The 22,740-nt window shown below is 55.5% G+C and carries 18 protein-coding genes and 1 pseudogene; 10 read left to right on the forward strand and 9 right to left on the reverse strand.

What is annotated here, in order from left to right:
* Positions 1-95: 95 nt before the first annotated feature.
* From dalD to GC087_RS08230, 3 genes are read left to right on the forward strand one after another with little or no spacing between them, the layout of a single operon-like run.
* Positions 96-1,487: a D-arabinitol 4-dehydrogenase gene (dalD, locus tag GC087_RS08220; protein WP_324030258.1), complete on the forward strand. Its 1,392-nt coding sequence runs from the start codon at positions 96-98 to the stop codon at positions 1,485-1,487.
* Between the two features lie 9 nt (positions 1,488-1,496).
* On the forward strand, positions 1,497-2,960 hold the full coding sequence (gene xylB, locus GC087_RS08225) for a xylulokinase (RefSeq protein WP_058701316.1): 1,464 nt from the start codon (positions 1,497-1,499) through the stop codon (positions 2,958-2,960).
* A 34-nt stretch (positions 2,961-2,994) separates the two neighbouring features.
* Complete coding sequence (locus GC087_RS08230; protein WP_033740658.1) at positions 2,995-4,275, forward strand: MFS transporter; 1,281 nt, start codon at positions 2,995-2,997, stop codon at positions 4,273-4,275.
* Between the two features lie 29 nt (positions 4,276-4,304).
* Here GC087_RS08230 and GC087_RS08235 read toward each other — a convergent pair whose 3' ends face one another.
* Positions 4,305-5,204 carry a TIGR01777 family oxidoreductase gene (locus GC087_RS08235; protein WP_033740657.1) on the reverse strand — a complete coding sequence of 300 codons (900 nt, stop codon included), beginning with the start codon at positions 5,202-5,204 and terminating at the stop codon, positions 4,305-4,307.
* A 184-nt stretch (positions 5,205-5,388) separates the two neighbouring features.
* On the opposite strand from GC087_RS08235, the gene yfcF reads away from it, so the two are divergent.
* Both yfcF and yfcD read left to right on the forward strand, forming a co-directional pair.
* Positions 5,389-6,030, forward strand: a complete 642-nt coding sequence (yfcF, locus tag GC087_RS08240; RefSeq protein WP_058701318.1) for a glutathione transferase — start codon at positions 5,389-5,391, stop codon at positions 6,028-6,030.
* Between the two features lie 110 nt (positions 6,031-6,140).
* Positions 6,141-6,665, forward strand: coding sequence for an NUDIX hydrolase YfcD (gene yfcD, locus GC087_RS08245; RefSeq protein WP_033740653.1), 525 nt, complete (start codon positions 6,141-6,143; stop codon positions 6,663-6,665).
* Positions 6,666-6,982: 317 nt separating this feature from the next.
* Here yfcD and GC087_RS08250 read toward each other — a convergent pair.
* From GC087_RS08250 to GC087_RS08265, 4 genes and pseudogenes are all read right to left on the reverse strand, one after another.
* Positions 6,983-7,806: pseudogene (locus tag GC087_RS08250) on the reverse strand (ABC transporter permease).
* 10 nt (positions 7,807-7,816) lie between these two features.
* Positions 7,817-9,082, reverse strand: coding sequence for an ABC transporter permease (locus GC087_RS08255; protein ID WP_324030260.1), 1,266 nt, complete (start codon positions 9,080-9,082; stop codon positions 7,817-7,819).
* 45 nt (positions 9,083-9,127) lie between these two features.
* Positions 9,128-10,153: an ABC transporter substrate-binding protein gene (locus GC087_RS08260; RefSeq protein WP_033740647.1), complete on the reverse strand. Its 1,026-nt coding sequence runs from the start codon at positions 10,151-10,153 to the stop codon at positions 9,128-9,130.
* 113 nt (positions 10,154-10,266) lie between these two features.
* Complete coding sequence (locus GC087_RS08265) at positions 10,267-11,529, reverse strand: 4-aminobutyrate--2-oxoglutarate transaminase (RefSeq protein ID WP_324030262.1); 1,263 nt, start codon at positions 11,527-11,529, stop codon at positions 10,267-10,269.
* A 117-nt stretch (positions 11,530-11,646) separates the two neighbouring features.
* On the opposite strand from GC087_RS08265, the gene GC087_RS08270 reads away from it, so the two are divergent.
* Entirely contained in the window at positions 11,647-13,140 is a 1,494-nt protein-coding gene (locus GC087_RS08270) for a MocR-like pyridoxine biosynthesis transcription factor PdxR (RefSeq protein WP_324030263.1), read from the forward strand.
* A gap of 265 nt (positions 13,141-13,405) precedes the next feature.
* The gene (locus tag GC087_RS08275; protein WP_058701321.1) at positions 13,406-14,491 is read left to right on the forward strand and encodes an ABC transporter ATP-binding protein; all 1,086 of its coding nucleotides are present in this window, start codon (positions 13,406-13,408) and stop codon (positions 14,489-14,491) included.
* A gap of 55 nt (positions 14,492-14,546) precedes the next feature.
* On the opposite strand, the gene pta is transcribed toward GC087_RS08275, so the two are convergent.
* Both pta and ackA read right to left on the reverse strand, forming a co-directional pair.
* Positions 14,547-16,694, reverse strand: coding sequence for a phosphate acetyltransferase (pta, locus tag GC087_RS08280; protein ID WP_006120035.1), 2,148 nt, complete (start codon positions 16,692-16,694; stop codon positions 14,547-14,549).
* 69 nt (positions 16,695-16,763) lie between these two features.
* Complete coding sequence (gene ackA, locus GC087_RS08285) at positions 16,764-17,966, reverse strand: acetate kinase (RefSeq protein ID WP_033740641.1); 1,203 nt, start codon at positions 17,964-17,966, stop codon at positions 16,764-16,766.
* Positions 17,967-18,299: 333 nt separating this feature from the next.
* Between ackA and yfbV the strand changes: the two genes are divergently transcribed.
* From yfbV to GC087_RS08300, 3 genes are all read left to right on the forward strand, one after another.
* Positions 18,300-18,749, forward strand: coding sequence for a terminus macrodomain insulation protein YfbV (yfbV, locus tag GC087_RS08290; protein ID WP_054633417.1), 450 nt, complete (start codon positions 18,300-18,302; stop codon positions 18,747-18,749).
* A gap of 142 nt (positions 18,750-18,891) precedes the next feature.
* Entirely contained in the window at positions 18,892-19,386 is a 495-nt protein-coding gene (locus GC087_RS08295) for a YfbU family protein (RefSeq protein WP_324030265.1), read from the forward strand.
* A gap of 13 nt (positions 19,387-19,399) precedes the next feature.
* The gene (locus tag GC087_RS08300; protein WP_058701322.1) at positions 19,400-20,059 is read left to right on the forward strand and encodes a sugar phosphatase; all 660 of its coding nucleotides are present in this window, start codon (positions 19,400-19,402) and stop codon (positions 20,057-20,059) included.
* 30 nt (positions 20,060-20,089) lie between these two features.
* On the opposite strand, the gene yfbR is transcribed toward GC087_RS08300, so the two are convergent.
* Together yfbR and GC087_RS08310 are read right to left on the reverse strand one after the other, a co-directional pair.
* A complete protein-coding gene (gene yfbR, locus GC087_RS08305) occupies positions 20,090-20,689 on the reverse strand; it encodes a 5'-deoxynucleotidase (RefSeq protein WP_006120030.1) in 600 nt (199 codons plus the stop codon).
* Positions 20,690-20,759: 70 nt separating this feature from the next.
* Positions 20,760-21,977 (reverse strand): pyridoxal phosphate-dependent aminotransferase, encoded by a 1,218-nt coding sequence (locus tag GC087_RS08310; protein WP_033740636.1) that lies wholly within the window; start codon positions 21,975-21,977, stop codon positions 20,760-20,762.
* Between the last annotated feature and the right edge of the window lie 763 nt (positions 21,978-22,740).

Here is a 22,740-nt window from a genome sequence, read left to right on the forward strand (position 1 = left end):
GTGAGATCTGTCACAGATAATACTCGTAACCTCTGATTAACATACAGCGTTCGGGCAATTGCCCTCTGTTATGACAAATGCTTATTGAGGTGACTATGACAACATCCGTGTGGATGCATATTGGGGCAGGCTCTTTTCATCGCGCTCATCAGGCATGGTATCTGCACCGGCTGATGCAGCAAGGGGACAGTCGGTGGCACATTGCGCTGGGGAACATCCGTGAGGATGCGTCACCGCTGTTGACCCAGTTGGCTGCGCAGCACGGCGAGTATGTGCTGGAAACGGTCACGCCGCAGGGCGAACGCGACTATGAAACGATTACCTCGATTCGCAAGATTCTGCCCTGGGATAAGGCGCTTCGCGCCCTGGTGTATCAGGGCGCCGATCCTGCCACCCGGATCCTTTCTTTTACCGTGACGGAAGCCGGTTACTACCTGACGACAGAACATGCGCTGGATCTACAGCAGCCCGATATTCGCGCGGATCTGCAGGGCGAGGCGCGCACCCTTTACGGTGCGCTGGCGCGGATTCTGGCGGCGCGCGTCGCGAACGGCGGCGGCCCCGTTACCTTGCTGAACTGCGATAATCTGCGCCATAACGGTGAGCGTTTCCGCCAGGGCTTTTTGGCGTTTCTTAACGCACAAGGGAACGAGGCGCTGGCTGACTGGGTGCGGACTCACACCACCTCGCCGAATACCATGGTGGACAGGATCACACCGCGTCCTACGGCGGATATTGCCGGACGTGTGCTGGCGGCCACGGGTAAAGATGACGCGGTGCCGGTGATGGCGGAATCCTTTATCCAGTGGGTGATTGAGGATGACTTTATTGCCGGGCGTCCGGCGCTGGAGCAGGTCGGCGTTGAGCTGGTGGAGTCGGTGTTGCCCTGGGAAGAAGCCAAGATCCGCATCCTCAACGCCACCCATAGCGCGATTGCCTGGGCGGGCACGCTGATCGGCTTGCGCTACATCGACGAAAGTACCCGGCAGAAAGCGATTCATCAGATGGCCCGGGAGTATGTTACGCAGGATGTCATCCCGTCGTTGTCCCCCAGTCCCTTAAATCTGGCTGAATACCGCGATGTCGTACTGTCGCGCTTCAGTAACCCCTGGATCAAAGACACCAACCAGCGTGTGGCGGCGGATGGCCTGTCGAAAATCCCGGCGATGGTCACGCCCACTTTGCAGGCGTGCTATCAGCGCGGAACGCCACCCGCGGCCAGCGTGGTGTTACCGGCCCTGTTTTATCTGTTTTTGCAGCGCTGGGCGCAGGGCGAACTGCCTTACGACTATCAGGATGGTGTTCTGCAACCCGACGTGATTCAGCAGTGGTTCACCCAGCCCGATCCGTTGCGGACCTATATGACGCAGCCTTCCCTGTTTGGGGCGCTGGCGACTTCCGACGATTTTCATGCACGCCTCACCGCTACCGTAGCCGGGCTCACCACATGGCTGGCCCAGCCGGAACAGAAACTGGCTGTGGCATAGGGGAAAGACATGTACCTGGGTATCGATATTGGCACATCCGAGCTGAAAGCGCTGATCCTGAATGCGCAGGGCGACATTGTGGCATCTGAACATGCCACCTTGCAGGTGCAGCGGCCGCATCCGCACTGGGCAGAACAGCATCCGCATGACTGGTGGCACGCCTGCCAACAGGTGATGGCGCGTCTGCGTCAGCAGGCGCCTCAGGCTTGGTCGGCTGTCACGGCGATAGGCCTGTCCGGCCAGATGCACGGTGCGGTGCTGCTGGATGAACAGGGCGACATTTTGCGGCCCTGTATTTTGTGGAACGACACGCGCAGCGCGGCGGAATGTAACTGGCTACATCAGCACCATCCCGAGATGATGCAAATCAGCGGCAACATGATCATGCCGGGCTTTACGGCACCCAAACTGCGCTGGGTTGCGCAGCACGAGCCCGCCTGCTTTAGCCGCATCAGCAAAGTGTTGTTGCCGAAAGATTACCTGCGCTGGCGGTTAACCGGACGATGGGTGACGGATCCCTCCGATGCCGCCGGGACATTATGGCTGGACGTGGCGACGCGCGACTGGTCAGACGCGCTACTGGCCGCGACAGGGCTGCGTCGCGAGCAGCTGCCTGAAATCGTGGAGGGCAATGCGGTCAGCGGCACGTTGCGACCTGACCTTGCCCGCGAATGGGGCCTGTCGACAGCGGTGATCGTTGCCGGCGGCGGTGGCGATAACGCTACGTCAGCGGTCGGCGTCGGTGCCATTCACCCGGGCGATGCGTTTATTTCCCTTGGAACCTCCGGCGTGATTTTTGTGGTCAACGATCGGCTACGGGCCGATCCGCAGTCCGGTGTGCATGCGTTCTGCCATGCGCTGCCTGGTCGCTGGCACCAGATGAGCGTCATGCTCAGTGCTGCAAGCTGCCTGCGCTGGGTATGTCAGCTGCTGTCGGTCAGTGAAAATCAACTGCTTGAGGACGTGGCTGAGCTGAGCCCAACACAGAAACAGCGGGCCCCACTTTTCCTGCCCTATCTCTCTGGCGAGCGCACGCCGCATAACGACCCTGATGCCACGGGCGCGTTTTATGACCTGCGCCACGAAACTCAGCGCGCTCTCCTGGGATACGCGGTGCTGGAAGGTGTCGCGTTTGGTTTGGCCGACGGTCTGGCCGTTCTGGGCGACGGACGGCAGGGCATCACGCAGTTCAGCCTGACCGGTGGCGGCGCGCGCAGCGGCCTGTGGGCGCAGCTGATTGCCGATGTGCTGGACTCTCCGGTGGTGACGCATCCGGCCAGCGCGTCCGGCGCGCTGGGGGCGGCGCGACTGGCCTGGCTGGCGACGGGCGGGAATGAAGCGACCGTATGCCGCAAACCGTCCGTGCAGGCGCGCTATCTGCCGGATCCCGAAGTTCGCGCGGTGCTGCAACAACGTCTGGCACGATTCCGCGCGCTATATCACCAACAAGTTCAGACCCGTTCACTGGCCTGATTAACCTGTAACCGAACAGAGAAGGACCATCGTTATGCATGCAACTGCGTACTGGTTTGGCTTGCCCAAACAGCTGATCTGGGGATTCGTCGCCATTGCGATTTTTATGGCAGGAGACGGTTTCGAAATGGCATTTCTGTCACGCCATATCACCGATATGGGCTTCACGCCGGGCCAGTCGGCGCTGGTGTTTACCTGTTACGGTTTAGCGGTCGCGCTGGCCGCCTGGGCCTCCGGCGTGGTGGCGGAACTGATTACGCCTCAGCGCGCCATGTTAATCGGTTTTGTCTTGTGGATTGTCATGCATGCCCTGTTCATGAGCCTGGGGCTGGGACTGCGTAATTATCCCCTTATGCTGCTGTTCTACGGCATTCGCGGCCTGGCTTATCCGCTGTTTATCTATTCTTTTATGATGCTGCTGGTCCAGGTGTTACCGCGTGAACGCCTCGCGGCGGCGACGGGCTGGTTCTGGGCAATGTATTCGGTAGGGATTGGTGTGGTAGGAAGCTATCTGCCCAGCCTGATTATTCCCTCTCTTGGTGAAACCGGGACATTATGGCTGGCGATTGCCTGGGTGGCCTGCGGTGGCGTACTGGCGTTTTTTAGCCTGCGCCATGTGCCGGTCGACCGCTCACGCGTGAACTTACCGATGCGCGAGAAAATGACGGAAATGTCCCGGGCGGTGACCATCCTGTTTACTAATCAGCATGTGTTTTACGCCTGCCTGATCCGCATTATTAATACGCTGTCGCTGTTTGGTTTTGCCATCATCATGCCGCTGCTGTTTGTGGATCGGCTGGGTTTCACCTTGTCGGAATGGTTACAAATCTGGGCGGTGTTTTTCTTTGTCACCATCTTTACCAATATCTTCTGGGGCATCATGGGCGAGCGGATTGGCTGGATCCGTCAGGTGCGCTGGTTTGGCTGTCTGGGCATGGCGCTCTCCAGTCTGGCATTCTACTATCTGCCCGTTTATGCCGGTCATAACTTCATGGTCGCCCTTATTCCGGCCGTCATGTTGGGGATTTTCGTCGCGGCGTTTGTGCCGATGACGGCCGTCTTTCCCACGCTGGAGCCGCATCATCAGGGCGCGGCGGTCTCGGTTTATAACCTGTCAGCGGGGATGAGCAATTTTGTCGCGCCGGCCATTGCCTCTATGCTGTTGCCGTTTTTTGATATCGTCGGGGTGGTGTGGGCTTATACCGGCTTGTATCTCTTTGCCGGGGTGCTGACGTTTATTATCCGTGTGCCGCAGCCTCATCATGGCGCGCAACGTACAGCGCGCAAGTCAGGGTCCGCAGTAACATCGCAATAGAAGAAGGGGAGCCACAGGCTCCCCCGGCATTACCCCTTAACCACGTCCTTTAAGGCATCATGCAGGTCATACCAGCGGAAGCGAAACCCTGCGGCCTCCAGCCGTTTAGGCAGCACATGTTGTCCACCGAGCACCAGCACCGAGGATTCACCCATCATCAGCTTAATGGCGCTGGCGGGCGTGCGCATGAAAGCCGGGCGGTGCATGACCTCGCCCAGCGTGGCGGCAAACTGCTCGTTGCGCACCGCATAGGGCGCGACCATGTTATACGGGCCCTGGCAGTCGTCATGATCCAGAAGCCACAGGATGCCGTTGACCATGTCATCGATGTGGATCCACGGCATATACTGTTTACCGCTGCCGAGCGGGCCACCGACGCCGAGCCTGAACGGCAGTTTCATTTTGCTCAGGGCGCCGCCCTCACGCGCCAGCACCACGCCGGTGCGCAGCAGGCAGACGCGCGTCCGGTCACTTTGTGCCGTCAGTGCCAGCTGTTCCCAACGGGCACAGAGCGTATGCGTAAATTCATTCTGGCCGGGATCCTCTTCGGTCAGGACCACTTCACCACTGTTGCCGTAAAAGCCGGTCGCCGACCCCGAAATCAACACGCGCGGCGGCGTGGTGCTGGCATTGATGAGTGAGGCAATACGTTCTGTGATTTGCCAGCGGCTCTCGCACAGTTGCTGCTTATGCGGCTCGGTCCAGCGTTTATCGGCAATCGGTTCACCGGCCAGGTTGATCACGGCATCCACCCCATCCAGCGAATGCTGCTGTGCGAGGCCAGACCAGAAGGCGATATTTTCGCCCAGCGTTTCCCGTGCGGCTACGACATCGCGGGTCACCACGCTGATCGTGTGACCACGCGCCTGTAACTGCGGAATAAGATGGCGGCCAATAAGCCCGGTTCCACCGGTCATTAAGATATGCATAGTGCGGCTCCGTCTGATTTTTTCTTTTTTGCTTACTTCATCATAGAAGAGTCGTTCCCGGCTGGCGTGAGCCGCTTCGTAATTTCGTGCGGTGGGAGGCAAACATCGGACCAGCACCGGGTTGTTTTCAGAAATAAAAATCGGTAAACATGATGCACCCCTGTCAGCGATATCGAGGTAGCAGATGAATTACCCCTTCATTACCCTGTGGTCAGATTCATCGTTTTTCAGTCCTTATGTGATGTCGGTTTACGTTGCGCTGACGGAAAAGGGGATCCCTTTTAGCGTCAGGCGCATTGATTTATCCCAAAACCAGCAGCTTGACGACACCTACCGTAGCCTGTCACTGACCTGCCGTGTGCCAACGTTACAGGTTGATGAGTTTATGCTGAGTGAGTCCTCAGCCATTTGTGAATACCTTGAAGAGCGCTTTGCCGCGCCAGAATTTGAACGGCTCTATCCTAAAGATCGCGAGAAACGCGCGCGCGCGCGGGAGATTCAGGCCTGGCTACGCAGTGATTTGCTGCCGATCAGACAGGAGCGTCCCACAGAAGTGCTGTTCGCCGCAGAGCGCTTTGCGCCGCTTACGCCCGCTGCGCTTCAGGCGGCCGATAAGCTGATAAGTGCCGTACAGCGGCTGTTACCGGAAGGACAGCAAAACCTTTTTGGTGAGTGGTCGATTGCAGATACCGATTTGGCTGTCATGCTTAATCGACTGGCGCTTCACGGTGATCCCCTGCCAACCCGTTTACAGCATTATGCTGAGTTTCAGTGGCAGCGTGCATCGGTGCAGTTGTGGTTGACGGAGAGCGGTAAACATCGCTAGCGATCGGCGCTTGCTCAAGTTGTCATAAGTGATTACCTTACGACACACTATGATATAGATGTGGCAAACAGCGCGTGCATGAAGACACGCTAAACAGGAAAGGGTTACGGATGGTGGATCAAACTGCTGGTGGCGAGATCGAGTGGGTCGATATCGTAAGCGAAGAGAATGAAGTCGTTGCGCAGGCTACGCGCGCGCAGATGCGTGCACAATGCTTACGTCACCGCGCGACCTATATCGTGGTTCACGATGGTATGGGGAAAATACTGGTTCAGCGCCGTACTGAAATCAAAGATTTTATGCCGGGTAAACTGGATGCGACGGCAGGCGGCGTGGTGCAGAGCGGTGAGGATATGCTGGAATCTGCCCGACGTGAAGCGGAAGAAGAGCTGGGTATTGCCGACGTGCCCTTTGCGGAGCATGGCAAGTTCTATTTCGAAGATGAGCACTGCCGCGTCTGGGGCGGATTGTTCAGTTGCGTCTCTCACGGCCCGTTTGCGATGCAGGAAGAAGAGGTCGATGAAATCTTCTGGATGACGCCGGATGAAATCACCGCCCGTTGCGACGAGTTTACCGATGATTCACTCAAAGCGCTGTCGTTGTGGCTGAGCCGCAATAACGAAAACAGCAACTGAGTTTTCTGCTTTGCGAACGCCTAGCCGTTCGCAAAGCATCCTTCCTTCTTTTGCGGCAACGCGTTCCACAAGATGATTGACGGCAGTCTTTTCCTGGCGGGCAGCGTCATTCTTCCTCGGGCGTCGGCTTTCGCTTTTCCGCCACCGCGCCAGTCTGTCTTGACGATGTCTCAGTCGGGTATTGCATTAAGACGTTTGATCGTTAACCCATTGTGGGGATCGTGGCTGACATCACGCGCCTGTGCCCGGGATCAATAAAAAATCGCCCTCTCAGTAGAAAGGGCGGTGTGGTGCGTGCGCAAAGCAAATAAAGAGGATCAGACCGGCTGCGGCTGACGCATTTTTTCGCCACGGCGGCGCAGCACTTCCATCACGATCAGGAGCAACAGAGAGGCCGCAATCATAATGGTGGCCGCCGCTGCAATGGTGGGATCGAGGTTCTCGCGGATACCGGCAAACATCTGAATCGGTAGCGTCCGCTGCGTAGGGCTGGCAAGAAACAGCGTGACGACCACTTCATCAAAGGAGGTCGCGAAGGCAAATAACGCCCCGGAAAACACGCCCGGTGCAATCAGCGGCAGGGTGACTTTACAAAACGCCAGCAGTGGTGAGGCGCCGAGACTGACGGCGGCGCGCGTCAGGTTGGTGTCATAACTTTTCAGGACGGCCACGACCGTGATCACCACAAACGGGACGCCCAGCAGCGCATGAGCCAGAACCAGCCCGAGATAGCTGTTTAGCAGGGACAGTTTGGCAAAGAAGAAAAACATGCCCACCGCGATGATCACCACCGGTGCCACCATCGGTGAAATGATGACTGCCATCACCAGCGCTTTACCGCGAAAGTCGCCCCGTACCAGGCCCATCGCGGCCAGTACGCCCAGCACGGTGGCCAGCAGGGTGGCCAGCGGAGCCACCAGCAGGCTGTTCATCAGCCGCCCAGCCATTCGTTAGAATGGAAAAACGCGTCGTACCAGCGCAATGAAAAGCCACTGAGGGGATAGCTTAAAAACGAACTGGCGTTAAACGACAACGGCACGATCACCAGCACCGGCACTATTAAAAACAGCAGGGCGGCGGCACCGTAAAAATTAAACAGGTAACGCCAGACCCGCAGCAGCGTGGAACCTTGTTGTCTCATCATTTGCTCCTTAACGCACCGCGGCTTCAGAAGAAGTGCGGGTAACGCGCGAATAGACCACATACAGTAACGTGACAATGATCAGTAACTGGCTGCCCAGGGCGGCGGCCATGCCCCAGTTCATCGTGCTGTTAGTAAAGAAGGCGACAAAGTAGCTGACCATCTGGTCGTCCGGGCCGCCCAGCAGGGCTGGCGTCACGTAGTAGCCAATCGCCATCATAAACACCAGCAACGCACCTGCGGTGATCCCGGCAAAGGTCTGCGGCACATAGACGCGCCAGAAGGCGACAAACGGATGCGCGCCCAGCGACACCGCCGCGCGGACGTAGCTGGGGGATATGCCTTTCATTACGGCATACAGCGGCAGCACGATAAAAGGCAGCAATATATGTGTCATGGAGATGTAAACCCCCACCCGGTTAAACACCAGGGTGAGCGGGCTGTCGATAAGCCCGGTGCCCATCAGCGTGCGGTTGATTAATCCGCCGGACTGTAACAGCACAATCCAGCTGGCCGTCCGCACAATCAGTGAGGTCCAGAAGGGCAGCAGCACCATAATCATCAACAGATTGGCCCGGTTAGAAGGCTGTTTCGCCAGCCAGTAGGCCAGCGGATAACCCAGCCCCACGCACAATAACGTCACGACGGTGGCCATCCATAAGGTGCGCAGCAGGACGTTGACATACAGCGCCTGATCCGGCGACTGCGCGGTGATTTCACCCGTTCTGGCATCGACTTTATGGTCAAACACCGACAGCAGGTAATAGCTGGTATAAGGCTTTGCTACGCGCTTCAGGGTTTTCCAAGTGGATAACTCGCCCCACAGGGGCTGTTTGTCGATAAGGGTGGCTTTGACGTTAAGGCCATCCTCGGGCGCCTGGCGCGGTACGGCCAGGATCAGGCGGCGAAACGCGTTATCTTCATAACTTAACCGCTTCGCAATCCCCGAAATCTGGCCCTGTTCGCGTGCCGCGCTGACTTCTTTTGCAAGCAGTGCATACAGGCTCTCATCCGGTAGCGCTTTACCGTCCCATTTCGCCAGGGCCTGGCTGGTTTGGGGTAAGGCGTCATTAAGCTCAGGATTGCTCACGCTCATGCTGAGGATAGAGCCGATAGGGAATAAAAAGCACACCACGACGAAAATCAGTAACGGGGCCACTAAAAACAGAGAGCGTTGTGTTTTTAACCAACCTGCCCGGTTGAACGAGTGGCGCAGGCTGAACGCGCGTTCTGTACGTCTGACGGGCGCTGAATCCATCACGGGGTTTTGACTCATGCCGACCTCCTGAAAAGGGGCTACCGGATCGCGTCCGGCAGCAGGTTATTTCGCGGCCCAGGCGTTAAAACGCTGTTCCAGTTCTTCACCATGCTCCAGCCAGAACGTGGCGTTAACCTGTACGGCTTTGGCCATGTTTTCGGGCGCTGTTGGCAGTTGAGCCAGACGATCCGCCGCCAGCAGTTTGCCTGCTTTGATATTGGCGGGGCCATAAGGAATATTTTCGGCATAGACCTTTTGGTTCTCAGGCTGCAACGAGAAGGCGATGAATTTCTCTGCCAGCGCTTTATGTTTTGAGCCTTTCACAATCGCCCAGTTATCGAAGTCATACAGGTTGCCATCCCAGACGATTTTAAAGTTATGGCCTTCTGCCTGGGCGGTGCCGATACGGCCGTTATAGGCCGAGGCCAGCGTCACGTCGCCTGATACCAGCCACTGCAGCGGCTGTGCCCCGGATTCCCACCACTGAATATGGGGCTTGAGTACATCAAGCTTCTTAAAGGCGCGATCCACGCCCGCAGGTGTGGCCAGCACCTTATAAACATCTTCACGCTTCACGCCATCCGCCATCAGCGCGATTTCCAGGGTATATTTTGCGCTCTTACGCAGCGCACGTTTGCCCGGGAATTTTTCTACATCCCAAAAATCGGCCCAACTCGTAGGGGCGGTTTTCAGTTTGTTGCCATCGTAGGTCAGTACCGTTGACCAGACGAAGAAACCGGCGCCACATTCGCTGACGCTGCCTTTGGCAAAGTCCGCTTTATTGCCAATTTTGCTCCAGTCCAGGGTTTCAAACAAACCTTCTTCACAACCGCGCTCCAGTTCCGGAGTTTCCAGTTCGACGACGTCCCAGCCGATCTGTTTGGTTTCGACCATGGCGCGGATGCGGGCCATCTCACCGTTGTATTCGCCTGCTTCGATGCTGTCTTTTCCCGCGGCCATGAACGGTTTATAGAACGCTTTATCCTGTGCGTCTTTATTCGTCCCGCCGAAGGACACTACCGTGAGGGTTTCCGCCTGTGCCTGCAGCGCCACGGCTGCCAGCACCATTGCCGCTATTTTTTTCATCATCCCCGAACTCCTGAATTATTCTTGTCAGGCAGAACTCACTGCCTGGTGTTTGCGTTGCAATCCTGATGCCATCAGTTCAGCTGACTGCGGAACGGGCAGCCAGCCAGCTCAATTTAGTGTTGACCGAGAATGCGATTCAGCAGATTTAATGCCGTGCGGAACTGCGCATCCGGGATGGTCAGCGGATAAAGGAAGCGAATCACGTTACCGTGGACACCGCAGGTGAGCAGAAGTAAGCCTTCGTCCAGTGCCGCCTGCTGGATGGCTTTGGCGATGTCCGCGCGCGGTTTTCCTGTGCTGTCGCAGAACTCAGCCGCTATCATCGAACCCCGCCCACGCACGTCCGCCAGCGCGTTACAACCCGCGCCTTTCAGCGTTTCGGCCAGCTGCCCGCCCAGTTGCAGGGCGCGCTCGCACAGGTTCTCCTCACGAATCACCTCCACTACGGCCAGTGCGGCTGCAATGGCAGGAGGACTTCCCGCATAGGTGCCACCCAGCCCGCCGGGTAACGGGGCATCCATAATCTCAGCCCGTCCGGACACGGCCGACAACGGCATCCCGCCGGCCAGGCTTTTCGCCATGGTGATCAGGTCAGGCTGCACATCGGAATAGTACTCACTGGCAAACAGTTTCCCGGTGCGGGCAAAACCACTTTGAATCTCATCGGCAATCAGCAGGATGCCGTGTTCATCGCACAGCTTACGCAGCGCGGTGACGAAGGCCGCCGGTGCGACATTGAAACCGCCTTCACCCTGGATCGGCTCATAAATGATCGCTGCGACCTGCTGCGGGCTGATATCGCAGCGAAAAATCGTTTGTACACTCTCCAGCGCGTCCTCGACGCTACAGCCATGCAGTGCATTCGGGTAGCGGGCATGAAATACTGAGCCAGCAAAAGGGCCGAAACCGGTTTTGTACGGGGTCACTTTGCCGGTCAGCGACATCGTCATGTTGGTGCGCCCGTGAAACGCGCCGCTAAACGCGATGATGCCGGGACGGCCGGTCGCCGCGCGGGCAATTTTTACCGCGTTCTCAACCGCTTCCGCGCCGGTGGAGAAAAAGGTGGTTTTAGCAGGGCCGTTGACGGGCACCCGCGCATTCAGTTTTTCCGCAAGGGCGATGTAATTTTCATAGGGCACGATCTGAAATGCAGTATGGGTAAAACAGTCGAGCTGTTCCTTGATGGCGGCGATGACCTTAGGGTGACGGTGTCCGGTGTTCAGTACGGCAATGCCGGCACTGAAATCGATGATTTCGCGGCCCTGGTGATCCCACAGCGTGGCGTTTTCAGCTTTCACCGCATAGAAATCGCACATGACGCCCACGCCGCGTGGCGTGGCATTGAGACGACGGACCTGCACTTCACTGTTACTCATAACGCGACCTCGTGGTGTTTGTTTCCATATTGTTACAGTGGAATTTGACTTCTTGGTTTTAGCGTTTTCAGGGTTTTATAATCCAGAGCCAGTTTTTTTTATTTTGAGGTACCAATTTTGCGAAGCTTACTCGGTGACCTGCTTGCACAACGGCTGGCCGCGCTGTCCGGCGGTACGCTGAATAAGCGACTGTATGACGCGCTGCAGGCGGCGATTCAGGATGGATCCATTGCCACCGCAACACGGCTGCCCGCCAGCCGCGACCTTGCTCGCGAACTCGCGGTCTCACGCAATACCGTACTGGCCGTGTATGAACAGTTGCAGTCAGAGGGGTACTTACAAACCCGCACAGGTAGCGGCACGTTTGTCAGTGCGGTGCTGCCTGAAGAGGTGCCAGGCGGGCCGCTGGTCAGGCCGGTTTCGCCGCCAATGAAGCCCGTCAGGCTGTCCCGTCGGGGATCGCGATTACTGGCAAACAGCGGTGCCGGAAGCCATCAGTGGGGGGCGTTTATGCCCGGCGTACCGGATGTCAGTCACATGCCGCACGACATCTGGCGCAAAATCCAGCTTCGTCTGAGCCGACGCCTGCCCGTTGAGAACCTGAGCTATGCCAGCCACGGCGGCTGCACCGAGCTGCAACAGGCGCTGGCCGATTACCTGCGGGTGATTCGTTCCGTCAACTGCAGCCCCGAGCAGGTACTGGTGACCGCAGGCACGCATCAGTCGCTGGATCTGCTGGCAAAGATGCTGTGCGATCCGGGTGACCGGGCGCAGGTAGAGGAACCTGGCTACTGGGGCATTCGTAACGTGCTGGCGGTGAACGGCGTTACGCTGATCCCTACGCCGGTTGACGAGCAGGGGCTGGTGCTGCCCCCGGAGCAGCCTGACAGCCCTGCGCCGCGTTTAATCTGCGTGACGCCTTCCCATCAGTATCCACTGGGTGCGGTGATGAGCCTGCAACGGCGGCATGAGTTACTGGAGCGTGCGAAGCGCAGCGGCAGTTGGGTGGTGGAAGATGACTACGATGGCGAGTTCCGTTTTTCCGGCAGCCCGATACCCGCGCTGCAAGGGCTGGCGGCGGATGCGCCTGTCATATACCTGGGGACGTTCAGCAAAACGTTGTATCCTGGCATTCGACTCAGTTACATGGTGGTGCCTAAATCCATGGCTACGCGTATGAAAATGGCGCACTCCGAGCTCTATCGCGGCGGTTATGGGCTGGTGCAGCTCACGCTGGCCGCGTTTATCCGCGAAGGGCACTATGCGGCTCATGTACGGCGGATGCGGCAGATCTACAGTCGTCGCCGCGCGGCGCTGGTCGCCGTGATCAGCCAGTCGCTGGGGGCCGACTGGATTGTGCATCACAGCAATGCGGGGCTGCATCTGGTGCTCAGACTGCCCGACAGCATCGACGATGTGGCGTTCAGCGCTGAGCTTGAACAGTGCGGTGTGCTGACGCGCCCGCTGTCTTCCTACTACCTGCAAGGCACGCCGCAGCGTGGGTTACTTTTGGGCTATGCCTGCGTTGACGAAGCGGATATCCCCAGTGCGTTCGCGCCTGTCCTAGCCCGTCTGGAACACCACCTGCAAATCGCCTCAGTTTCCCCCTGAGGCACCACAAGTGTGCACCCTCTTACCTTGCCTGATTCTGTGATCTCATTCACGTTAATGTAATGTTAAATTTAAAAAGGCAATAAAATACAATGGCCTGCAAGAAGGTTTTGCAAGCCTGTTCGTTTTATTTTGTCAAATTCTGCTTGTGCGAATCAGCGGCGTTATGGTAGTGCTAAAAAAAGGCCCGCCAGGATTCGCATGTCAAACGGATGATGCATGAATCGTGCCGAAACCCTTTCCATCCTGTTTTCGAGAGTACGCCATGAGAAATTTTGTCAGTTTCAGGAATATCAAAAAGAGCTACGACGGCGACAAGCTGGTGGTGCGCAACCTTAATCTGGACGTGGCAGAAGGAGAGTTTTTGACGCTGTTAGGGCCCTCAGGATCGGGGAAAACCACCAGCCTGATGATGCTGGCGGGCTTTGAAACGCCCACCGCTGGCGAGATTCTGCTGCGTGATAAACCCCTGCACACGCTGCCGCCCCATCAGCGTGATATCGGCATGGTGTTTCAGAATTATGCGCTGTTTCCCCATATGACCGTGGCGGAGAATCTGGCATTTCCCCTATCCATACGTCGCCTGAGCAAAGCGGATATCAAAGTGCGGGTTAAGCGCGTGCTGGATATGATTAAACTGACCTCGCTGGCCGATCGCTATCCTGCCCAGATGTCGGGTGGCCAGCAGCAACGTGTAGCGCTGGCGCGGGCACTGGTTTTTGAACCCAGGCTGATCCTGATGGATGAACCGTTAGGGGCACTGGATAAACAGCTGCGTGAGCATATGCAGATGGAAATCAAGCAACTGCACAACCTGCTTGGGCTGACCATCGTTTACGTCACGCATGACCAGAGCGAAGCAATGACCATGTCAGACCGGGTCGCGGTGTTTAATGATGGCATGATTCAGCAGATGGACAGCCCGAGTAAGCTTTATGAGCAGCCAGATAATGCCTTTGTTGCACAGTTTATCGGCGAAAATAACTGCCTGTTAGCCACACAATCGGGTCAAAAGGGCGAGTATTATCAGGTGGCACTGGATAATGGCGTTCATCTGGACGCGCTGAAAGTCCGACCCAGTTCGCGTGGCAAACGTATCCAGCTCAGCATCCGGCCCGAACGCATCAACGTGAACGCACCAAAACCGGGCGACCAGTCTGTGCAGGCTACCATTCAACAGTTTATCTATCTGGGTGATCATGTCCGCATGCTGACCGACGTGGCCGGGCAGGGGAATTTTATGGTGAAACTGGCCTCATCCGATGTCGCGCCTGAGTGGAAACCGGGGAGCGAGGTTATGCTTTCCTGGCAGCCACAGCATTTACGTGCGCTGGATGTGACATTGCAATAAAAAAAGAGCATGCGGGCTGCATGCTCTTTGTTCTCACTACCGGTCAGGCGGTTTGTTACTGGCCTTCCGCCTGGAGTGACTGAATTGCTGTCAGGGCAATGGTATAGACGATGTCGTCCACCAGCGCACCGCGCGACAGGTCGTTAACGGGTTTACGCATCCCTTGCAGCATCGGTCCGATAGAAATCAGATCGGCTGAGCGCTGCACCGCTTTATAGGTGGTGTTACCGGTATTCAGATCCGGGAAGATAAATACCGTTGCGCGACCCGCGACCTGCGAGTTTGGCGCTTTCGATTTCGCGACGTCTTCCATAATCGCCGCGTCATACTGCAGCGGACCGTCAATGACCAGATCCGGGCGTTTTTCCTGTGCCAGACGGGTAGCTTCGCGCACTTTTTCGACGTCGCTTCCTGCCCCGGAGTTACCGGTCGAGTAGGAGATCATCGCCACGCGCGGATCAATACCGAAGGCTTTGGCGGAATCGGCAGACTGGATAGCAATTTCAGCCAGCTGTTCAGCGGTAGGATCCGGGTTAATCGCGCAGTCGCCATAGACCAGCACCTGCTCCGGCAGCAGCATAAAGAATACCGACGAGACCAGAGAGCTGTTCGGGGCGGTTTTAATCAGCTGTAACGGCGGACGAATGGTATTAGCCGTGGTATGCACCGCACCTGAAACCAGGCCGTCTACCTCGCCACGCTCCAGCATCATGGTACCGAGCACCACGTTGTCTTCCAGCTGTTCCTGCGCCACCACTTCGGTCATGCCTTTGTTTTTACGCAGTTCAACCAGACGCGGAACGTAGTTCTGGCGAACCACTTCAGGGTCAACAATCTCAATGCCTTTACCCAGCTCAACGCCCTGTACTGCGGCCACGCGCTGAATTTCATCCGGGTTACCTAACAGCACACAGGTCGCAATGCCGCGATCGGCACAGATCGCGGCCGCTTTCACGGTGCGAGGCTCATCGCCTTCTGGCAGGACGATGCGTTTACCGGCTTTACGTGCCAGCTCGGTCAACTGATAACGGAATGCCGGCGGGGACAGACGACGGCTGCGTTCAGAGGTGGCGGTCAGCGACTCAATCCAGTCTGCATTGATGTAGCCTGCGACATATTCCTGCACTTTCTCAATGCGCTGTGTGTCGTCTACCGGCACTTCCAGATTGAAGCTTTGCAGACTCAGTGATGTCTGCCAGGTATTGGTTTTGACCATAAAGACCGGCAGACCGGTCTGGAACGCGCGTTCGCACAGTTTGGCGATCCGCTCGTCGATCTCGTAGTTACCGGTTAACAGAATAGCCCCAATCTCTACGCCGTTCATGGCGGCCAGACAGGCGGCAACCAGTACATCCGGACGGTCTGCGGAGGTGACCAGCAGCGAGCCTGGACGGAAGTGCTCAAGCATATGAGGAATGCTGCGGGCACAGAAGGTTACCGACTTCACGCGGCGCGTCTGAATTTCACCTTCATTAATGATGCGCGCGTTCAGGTGGCGGCACATATCAATCGCGCGGGTCGCGATCAGATCAAAGCTCCACGGCACGCAACCCAGGATGGGCAACGGGCTGTTGGCAAACAATTGGTCGGGATTGATATTGGCAATGCTGGCCTTCGTGGAATCATCGAAGATTTCAGACAGGTCGGGACGCGTCCGGCCCTGTTCGTCGACCGGCGCGTTCAGCTTGTTAATAATGACGCCGGTGATGTTTTTATTCTTCGCACCGCCAAAGCTGCTTTGCGTCAGTTCGATACGTTCTTTAAGCTGGGCCGGCGAGTCATTACCCAGCGCGGTCACAAACACAATTTCAGCGTTCAGCGTTTTAGCAATTTCGTAGTTAAGGGCGCTGGCAAACTGATGTTTGCGCGTGGGCACCAGGCCCTCCACCAGCACCACTTCTGCATCCTGCGTATTTGCATGATAGCGGGCAATGATTTCTTCCATCAGCACGTCCTGCTGATTGGATCCCAGCAAGGATTCAACGCGTGACATGGGCAGCGGTTCTGCCGCAGGAATACCGGAATTTTTGCGTACGATGCTGGTGGTTTGGTCGGGCGCATTGCCACCGGCGCGTGGTTGAGCAATGGGTTTGAAAACGCTCAGTCGAACGCCTTTACGTTCCATGGCGCGAATAACGCCAAGGCTAACGCTGGTCAAGCCGACGCTGGTGCCGGTCGGAATGAGCATAATTGTACGTGACACGATTGCACCTCTCAGAGTTCACTGGGTGTCAAAATAACACCGTCAGCCTGAGCTGACGGAGAAAGGATATCAGGCGGTAAGACGCGCGGCGTCCCTGGCGATGACTAACTCTTCATTCGTTGGGATAACCAGTGCCGGACGCGTGCCCTCTTTGTTGATGAAGCCCGCTTTACCAAAACGCGCGGCCAGGTTGCGGTCATGATCGAGTTCAAAGCCCAGCAGAGCCAGTTTCTTCAGCGTTAACTCGCGGACCATCGCCGCATTTTCACCGATACCACCGGTGAAGATCACGCCATCAAGACGGCCGTCCATCAGCGCAGTATAGCTGCCGATGTATTTGGCGAGGCGATGGCAGAATACGTCCATTGCGCGTTTGGCATCGTCTTTCGTGGCGTAATTATCTTCAACGTAGCGGCAGTCGCTGGTGACTTCGGTCAGCCCTAACAGACCGGACTCTTTGGTCAGCATCTTGTTGATAGCATCCACGTTCATGCCCAATGTATCGTGCAGGAAGAAGATGATGGCCGGATCAATATCACCGCTGCGGGTGCCCATCACCAGGCCTTCCAGCGGCGTCAGCCCCATGGAGGTATCCACACATTCGCCGTTACGGATGGCAGAAACCGATCCACCGTTACCGAGGTGACAGGTGATGATATTCAGGGTTTCCAGCGGCTTATTCAGCATTTTTGCCGCTTCGTGGGTCACATAGTAGTGGCTGGTACCGTGCGCACCGTAGCGACGCACGCCGTGATCTTTGTAGAGCGCATAGGGCAGCGCATAGAGATAGGATTCTTCCGGCATTGTCTGATGGAAAGCGGTGTCAAAAACCGCCACATTCTTGTCAGACAAATGGGGGAAGTTTTTCATCGCTTCATCAATGCCGATCAGGCCAGCAGGATTATGCAGCGGTGCAAAAGAAGCGGCATCTTTGATACCCTGAACGACAGCGTCAGAGATCACGACCGATTGCGTCAATTTTTCACCGCCGTGGACGATGCGATGACCTATTGCAGCGATTTGTGCCGAAAGCTCTGGTTTTTGTGCCAGAATTGTTTTAACAATGAAATTCAGTGCTTCGCTGTGGGCAGCGCCAGCACCTAAAGGTGCTTCCTGTTTTTGGCCGTCAAGCTTCCACTTGATCCGCGCTTCGGGCAGGTGAAAACATTCAGCCAGACCTGACAGAAATTCGTCTCCGGTGGTGGGATTCAGAATGGCAAACTTAAGGGATGAGCTGCCGCAGTTCAGGACCAGTACTAACTTACTCGACATGGAAGTACCTATTTGTTAAAAGTGGCTAAAAAAAACGCAATCAGACATACAGCGTAGCCTATTGAAGCTGCCAGATTAATGACAAAAGTCATACCCGGGTCAAAATAATGCGTTATACGCAAAAAAAGTTGAGTTTTTACGCATAAATTTTAAATCACGCTTAAAACGGGTCTTATCGCCTCTGTGACAAAGAAGGTTGCAACACTGACGCGACTAAAACGGCGTCAGAATAGCCGGAGTCACCTTTAAAGACAAAAAGATTTGAAGGATGTTACGTAAAGTTGTGTCGTTATAGTTATTTTTCAAAAAATACAGCATTAGTTGAGGCGAGCCATGGCGAATCAATCTAACACGGGCTGGTTCCGGATGTTTCAGCGCGGACAGCATTATATGAAGACGTGGCCCAATGATAAACGTCTGGCACCGGTCTTTCCCGAAAACCGGGTATCATCGGCCACACGTTTTGCCATTCGCTTTATGCCCCCGCTGGCGGTGTTTACACTGACCTGGCAGATCGCGATGGGTGGGCAACTGGGCCCTGCCGTCGCGACAGCGCTTTTCGCCTGCAGTTTACCGATGCAGGGATTGTGGTGGCTGGGCAAACGTTCAGTCACGCCGCTGCCGCCGACGCTTCTGCGCTGGTTTCATGACGTGCGCACCAAACTGGAAGCCGCAGGGCAGGCGATTGCGCCGGTTGAAGGCACGCCAACCTATCAGGCGCTTGCCGATCTGCTGAAGCGCGCCTTTAAGCAACTGGACCGGACTTTTCTGGACGATCTCTAACCTGCAGCGTGCCGAAATATTGCATGTGAATCTGTGGTTAAATCAATGAAAAGCGATGTGGCAACCTCCGCATCGCTCCCCCTGTGTCATCATCCTTCCATCGTATAAAACCTGAACAGCCTCTGGGCTGAGGGAGAGAAAGATGGAAATGACCCACGCACAACGCTTAATTCTGGCGAACCAGTACAAAATGATGGCGATGCTGGAGCCTGAGAATGCGGAGCGCTTTCGGCGTTATCAGACCATTATTGAGCGCGGCTACAGCCTGCAGATGCGTGAACTGGATAAAGAGTTCGGCGAACTCTCTGAAGCCACCTGCCGTACGCTCATCGACATCATGGAAATGCACCATGCGCTACAGATTTCCTGGTCTAATCTGAAAACCGAAGGAGAGATCGATACCCGGCGCCTGGCGTTTCTGGGATTTGATGCGGCTACGGAATCCCGCTACCTTGGCTATGTACGCTTTATGGTGAATACGGAAGGGCGCTACACGCATTTTGATTCCGGCACGCACGCCTTCAATGCACAAACACCGATGTGGGAAAAGTATCAACGCATGCTGGCTTTATGGCAGACTTGTCCCCGCCAGTACCATTTAAGCGTAAACGAGATTGCGCAAATCATTAACGCCTGATGAGGAGTGACGTGTGGAGTACAGTGGTTTTTTGTTTGATTTAGACGGCACCTTAGTGGATTCATTACCGGCGGTTGAACGTGCCTGGTCTAACTGGGGCGCACGTCATGGCATTGCGGCTGATGAGATTCTGGACTTCATTCACGGTAAACAGGCAATCACCTCACTGCGTCATTTTATGGCCGGTCAGTCAGAGGCCGCGATTCAGGCCGAGTTCCTGGCACTGGAAAAAACGGAAGCGGAAGATACGGACGGTGTGAAGGCGTTACCAGGTGCCCTGGCGCTGCTCACTCAGCTTAATGAACTGCAGATCCCCTGGGCGATTGTTACTTCAGGTTCTGTGCCAGTGGCTCATGCCCGCCACAAAGCGGCGGGCCTGCCTCTGCCTGCGGTCTTCATTACGGCTGAGCAGGTAGCAAAGGGTAAGCCTGAACCCGATCCCTACCTGCTGGGTGCCGAAAGGCTGAAACTGTCTCCAGCCGACTGTGTTGTGGTTGAAGATGCGCCTGCTGGCGTGATCGCCGGGCTGTCGGCGGGCTGTGCCGTCATTGCTGTCAATGCGCCAGACGAGACACCGCGACTGGATGACGTGGCGCTGCGCCTGACTTCACTGACGTCACTAATCATTACCAGACAGCCAGCGGGTAAGTTTGCCTTTCACAGCCAGCCTTAGGTGCAGAGTGGCGGCATCGGGCCGCCCGAATCAGAGCGGTGTATCTTGCGAGATTTCGTCCAGAGACAGGCTAAAGCTTGGGATAAACACCTCAACAAAATAGCTCATTTCAGGCGAGCGACGCTGAGTCAGGGTTTTTTCCAGCCGCGCCTTGGCGAGTAAGAATTCGTTGTTGCCTGCCGACAATTCTTCCAGGCATTTAACGTAGGCGCAGAGTGCGTCGGCCTGCTTCACTACCGCTTTCTCATCTTCACTGTGCAGATGTTCATCAATCAGCGGGCGATAAACGTCCTGCAACTCGTCGGGCAGCATCTCAATCAACTTCTGCTGCGCGATTTTCTCAATCTTTTTGTATTCATGGGCAATTTGCGCGTTGTAATACTTCACCGGGGTAGGCAAATCGCCCGTGAGCACTTCACTGGCATCATGGTACAGCGCCATCATCGCGATGCGCTCGGCATTCAGGTTACCGTTAAACTTTTTGTTCTTGATGATGGCCAGCGCATGGGCGACCATCGCCACCTGTAAACTGTGTTCAGAGACGTTTTCGGTCCGCACGTTACGCATCAGTGGCCAGCGGTTAATCAGTTTGAGGCGTGAGAGGTGGGCGAAGAAATGGCTTTGAGTCATGGTCATTCCTGTTTACGACAGGGGAGAGGTTAACTCTCCCCAAAATGACATCAGTATAGATGCAACAGGACTACTGGCGGTAGCCTTGCAGGAAACGGCCAAACTTATTGATGGCCATTTCCAGGTCATCGACGCGCGGCAGGGTTACGATACGCAGATGATCGGGCCACGGCCAGTTAAACGCGGTGCCCTGCACCAGCAGCACTTTTTCCTGTAACAGGAAGTCCAGCACCATCTTCTGGTCGTCCTGAATATTGAATTTTTTGGCATCAATTTTCGGGAACATGTACAGCGCTCCCTCCGGCTTCACACAGCTGACGCCGGGAATATCGTTGATCAGTTCCCAGGCTCGCTGACGCTGTTCGTAGAGACGACCACCCGGTGCGATGAACTCACTGATGCTCTGATATCCCCCCAGGGCGGTCTGAATTGCGTGCTGCGCCGGAACGTTGGCGCACAGGCGCATGGAAGCCAGCATTTCCAGCCCTTCTATATAGCCTTTTGCGTGCTTTTTCGGGCCATTCAGCACCATCCAGCCCTGACGGAAGCCCGCCACGCGGTAGGTTTTTGACAGGCCGTTAAACGTGACCGTTAACAAGTCCGGTGCCAGTGCGGCAATAGAGTGGTGCTGTGCGGCATCGTAGAGGATCTTATCGTAGATCTCGTCAGCAAATATAATCAGGTTATGCTGACGGGCTATCTCAACCACGTCCATCAGCAGCTCTTTGCTGTATACCGCGCCGGTAGGGTTGTTGGGGTTGATGATAACAATGCCGCGAGTGCGTGGCGTAATTTTGCTACGAATATCATCCAGGTCCGGGAACCAGCCGGCTGACTCATCACACAAATAGTGCACGGCTTTTCCGCTCGACAGCGACACGGCAGCCGTCCAGAGCGGATAGTCCGGTGCCGGAACCAGCATTTCATCCCCGCTGTTCAGCAGCGCCTGCATCGCCTGAACGATCAGTTCTGAGACACCGTTTCCAATGTAGATATCTTCTACTGTGACATCGCGCATATCCCGCGCCTGATAATGCTGCATGATGGCCTTTCGGGCGGAATAGAGCCCTTTGGAATCGCAATAACCTTGTGCACTGGGCAGGTTACGGATCACATCCACCAGAATTTCATCGGGCGCTTCAAAGCCAAACGGCGCGGGGTTACCGATGTTCAACTTGAGAACTTTATTACCTTCTTCTTCCAGGCGCTTGGCCTCTTTTAAAACCGGCCCACGAATGTCATAACACACATTGTCCAGTTTGCCGGATTTATCAATTTGAAAAGTCATTTTTGGCCGCCTTAATATGCAGAATCCTTTTGCCTGCCGCTGAAAACAAACCTGCACAATGTACTCTCCTCACGAACACAAAAGAAGGGCGCGAGGTGGTTTTGGCGTCTTCAGCATCTTTGTCTCCGTCCAGACGACGTAATGCATATTGCTTATGACCCTGTATGGTTTAAAAGCCTGCTTGAGTCATCATTAATGGTTTTTTATGCTGCCTGATAAAAAGGCTTTGTTTGGCGCGTTGCTGTTTTTTTTATGCCGACAGGGAACGTAATCGACATAGTGAAATCAGAACAGGCCTAATGCGTCATAAATGAAATAGTTTAATTATGCTTTATTGATGCATAAATTTTGCACGATAGTGCATAGCGTAAGTATGGTGTGACAGCCGTGCATTAATCGTTAATACGGTTAACTATTTTATCTCTAAGGACTTTTTCCCGTTTTTTGAAGCCAGGCTAAAAAACAGAGAGCATCTTTAGTACAGGTTTACCTGTCTAAAAGTCTTATTCACTGTTTTTGGGCGGGTTGAATGCGCACAGGACGTGCGGGATGTGTTGGAAAATGCGATCCGATCAAAATTTGCAATGCTTTTCATAAAAACATTTCCATTTTGCGGTCAAAAATGATTAAGTATAATTTACTATTTGATGTGATTAAACGCGATACAGCGTGTGTGTATGACAGACCCATTTACCTCGGCGTAATGACTTTTTTGGGGTTGAAAAAGACAACTACACAGCTTCCCGCAATTTTGCATCCAGTG

Origin of the sequence: Pantoea sp. JZ2, assembly GCF_035191405.1 — a bacterium.
Classification (GTDB): domain Bacteria; phylum Pseudomonadota; class Gammaproteobacteria; order Enterobacterales; family Enterobacteriaceae; genus Pantoea; species Pantoea stewartii.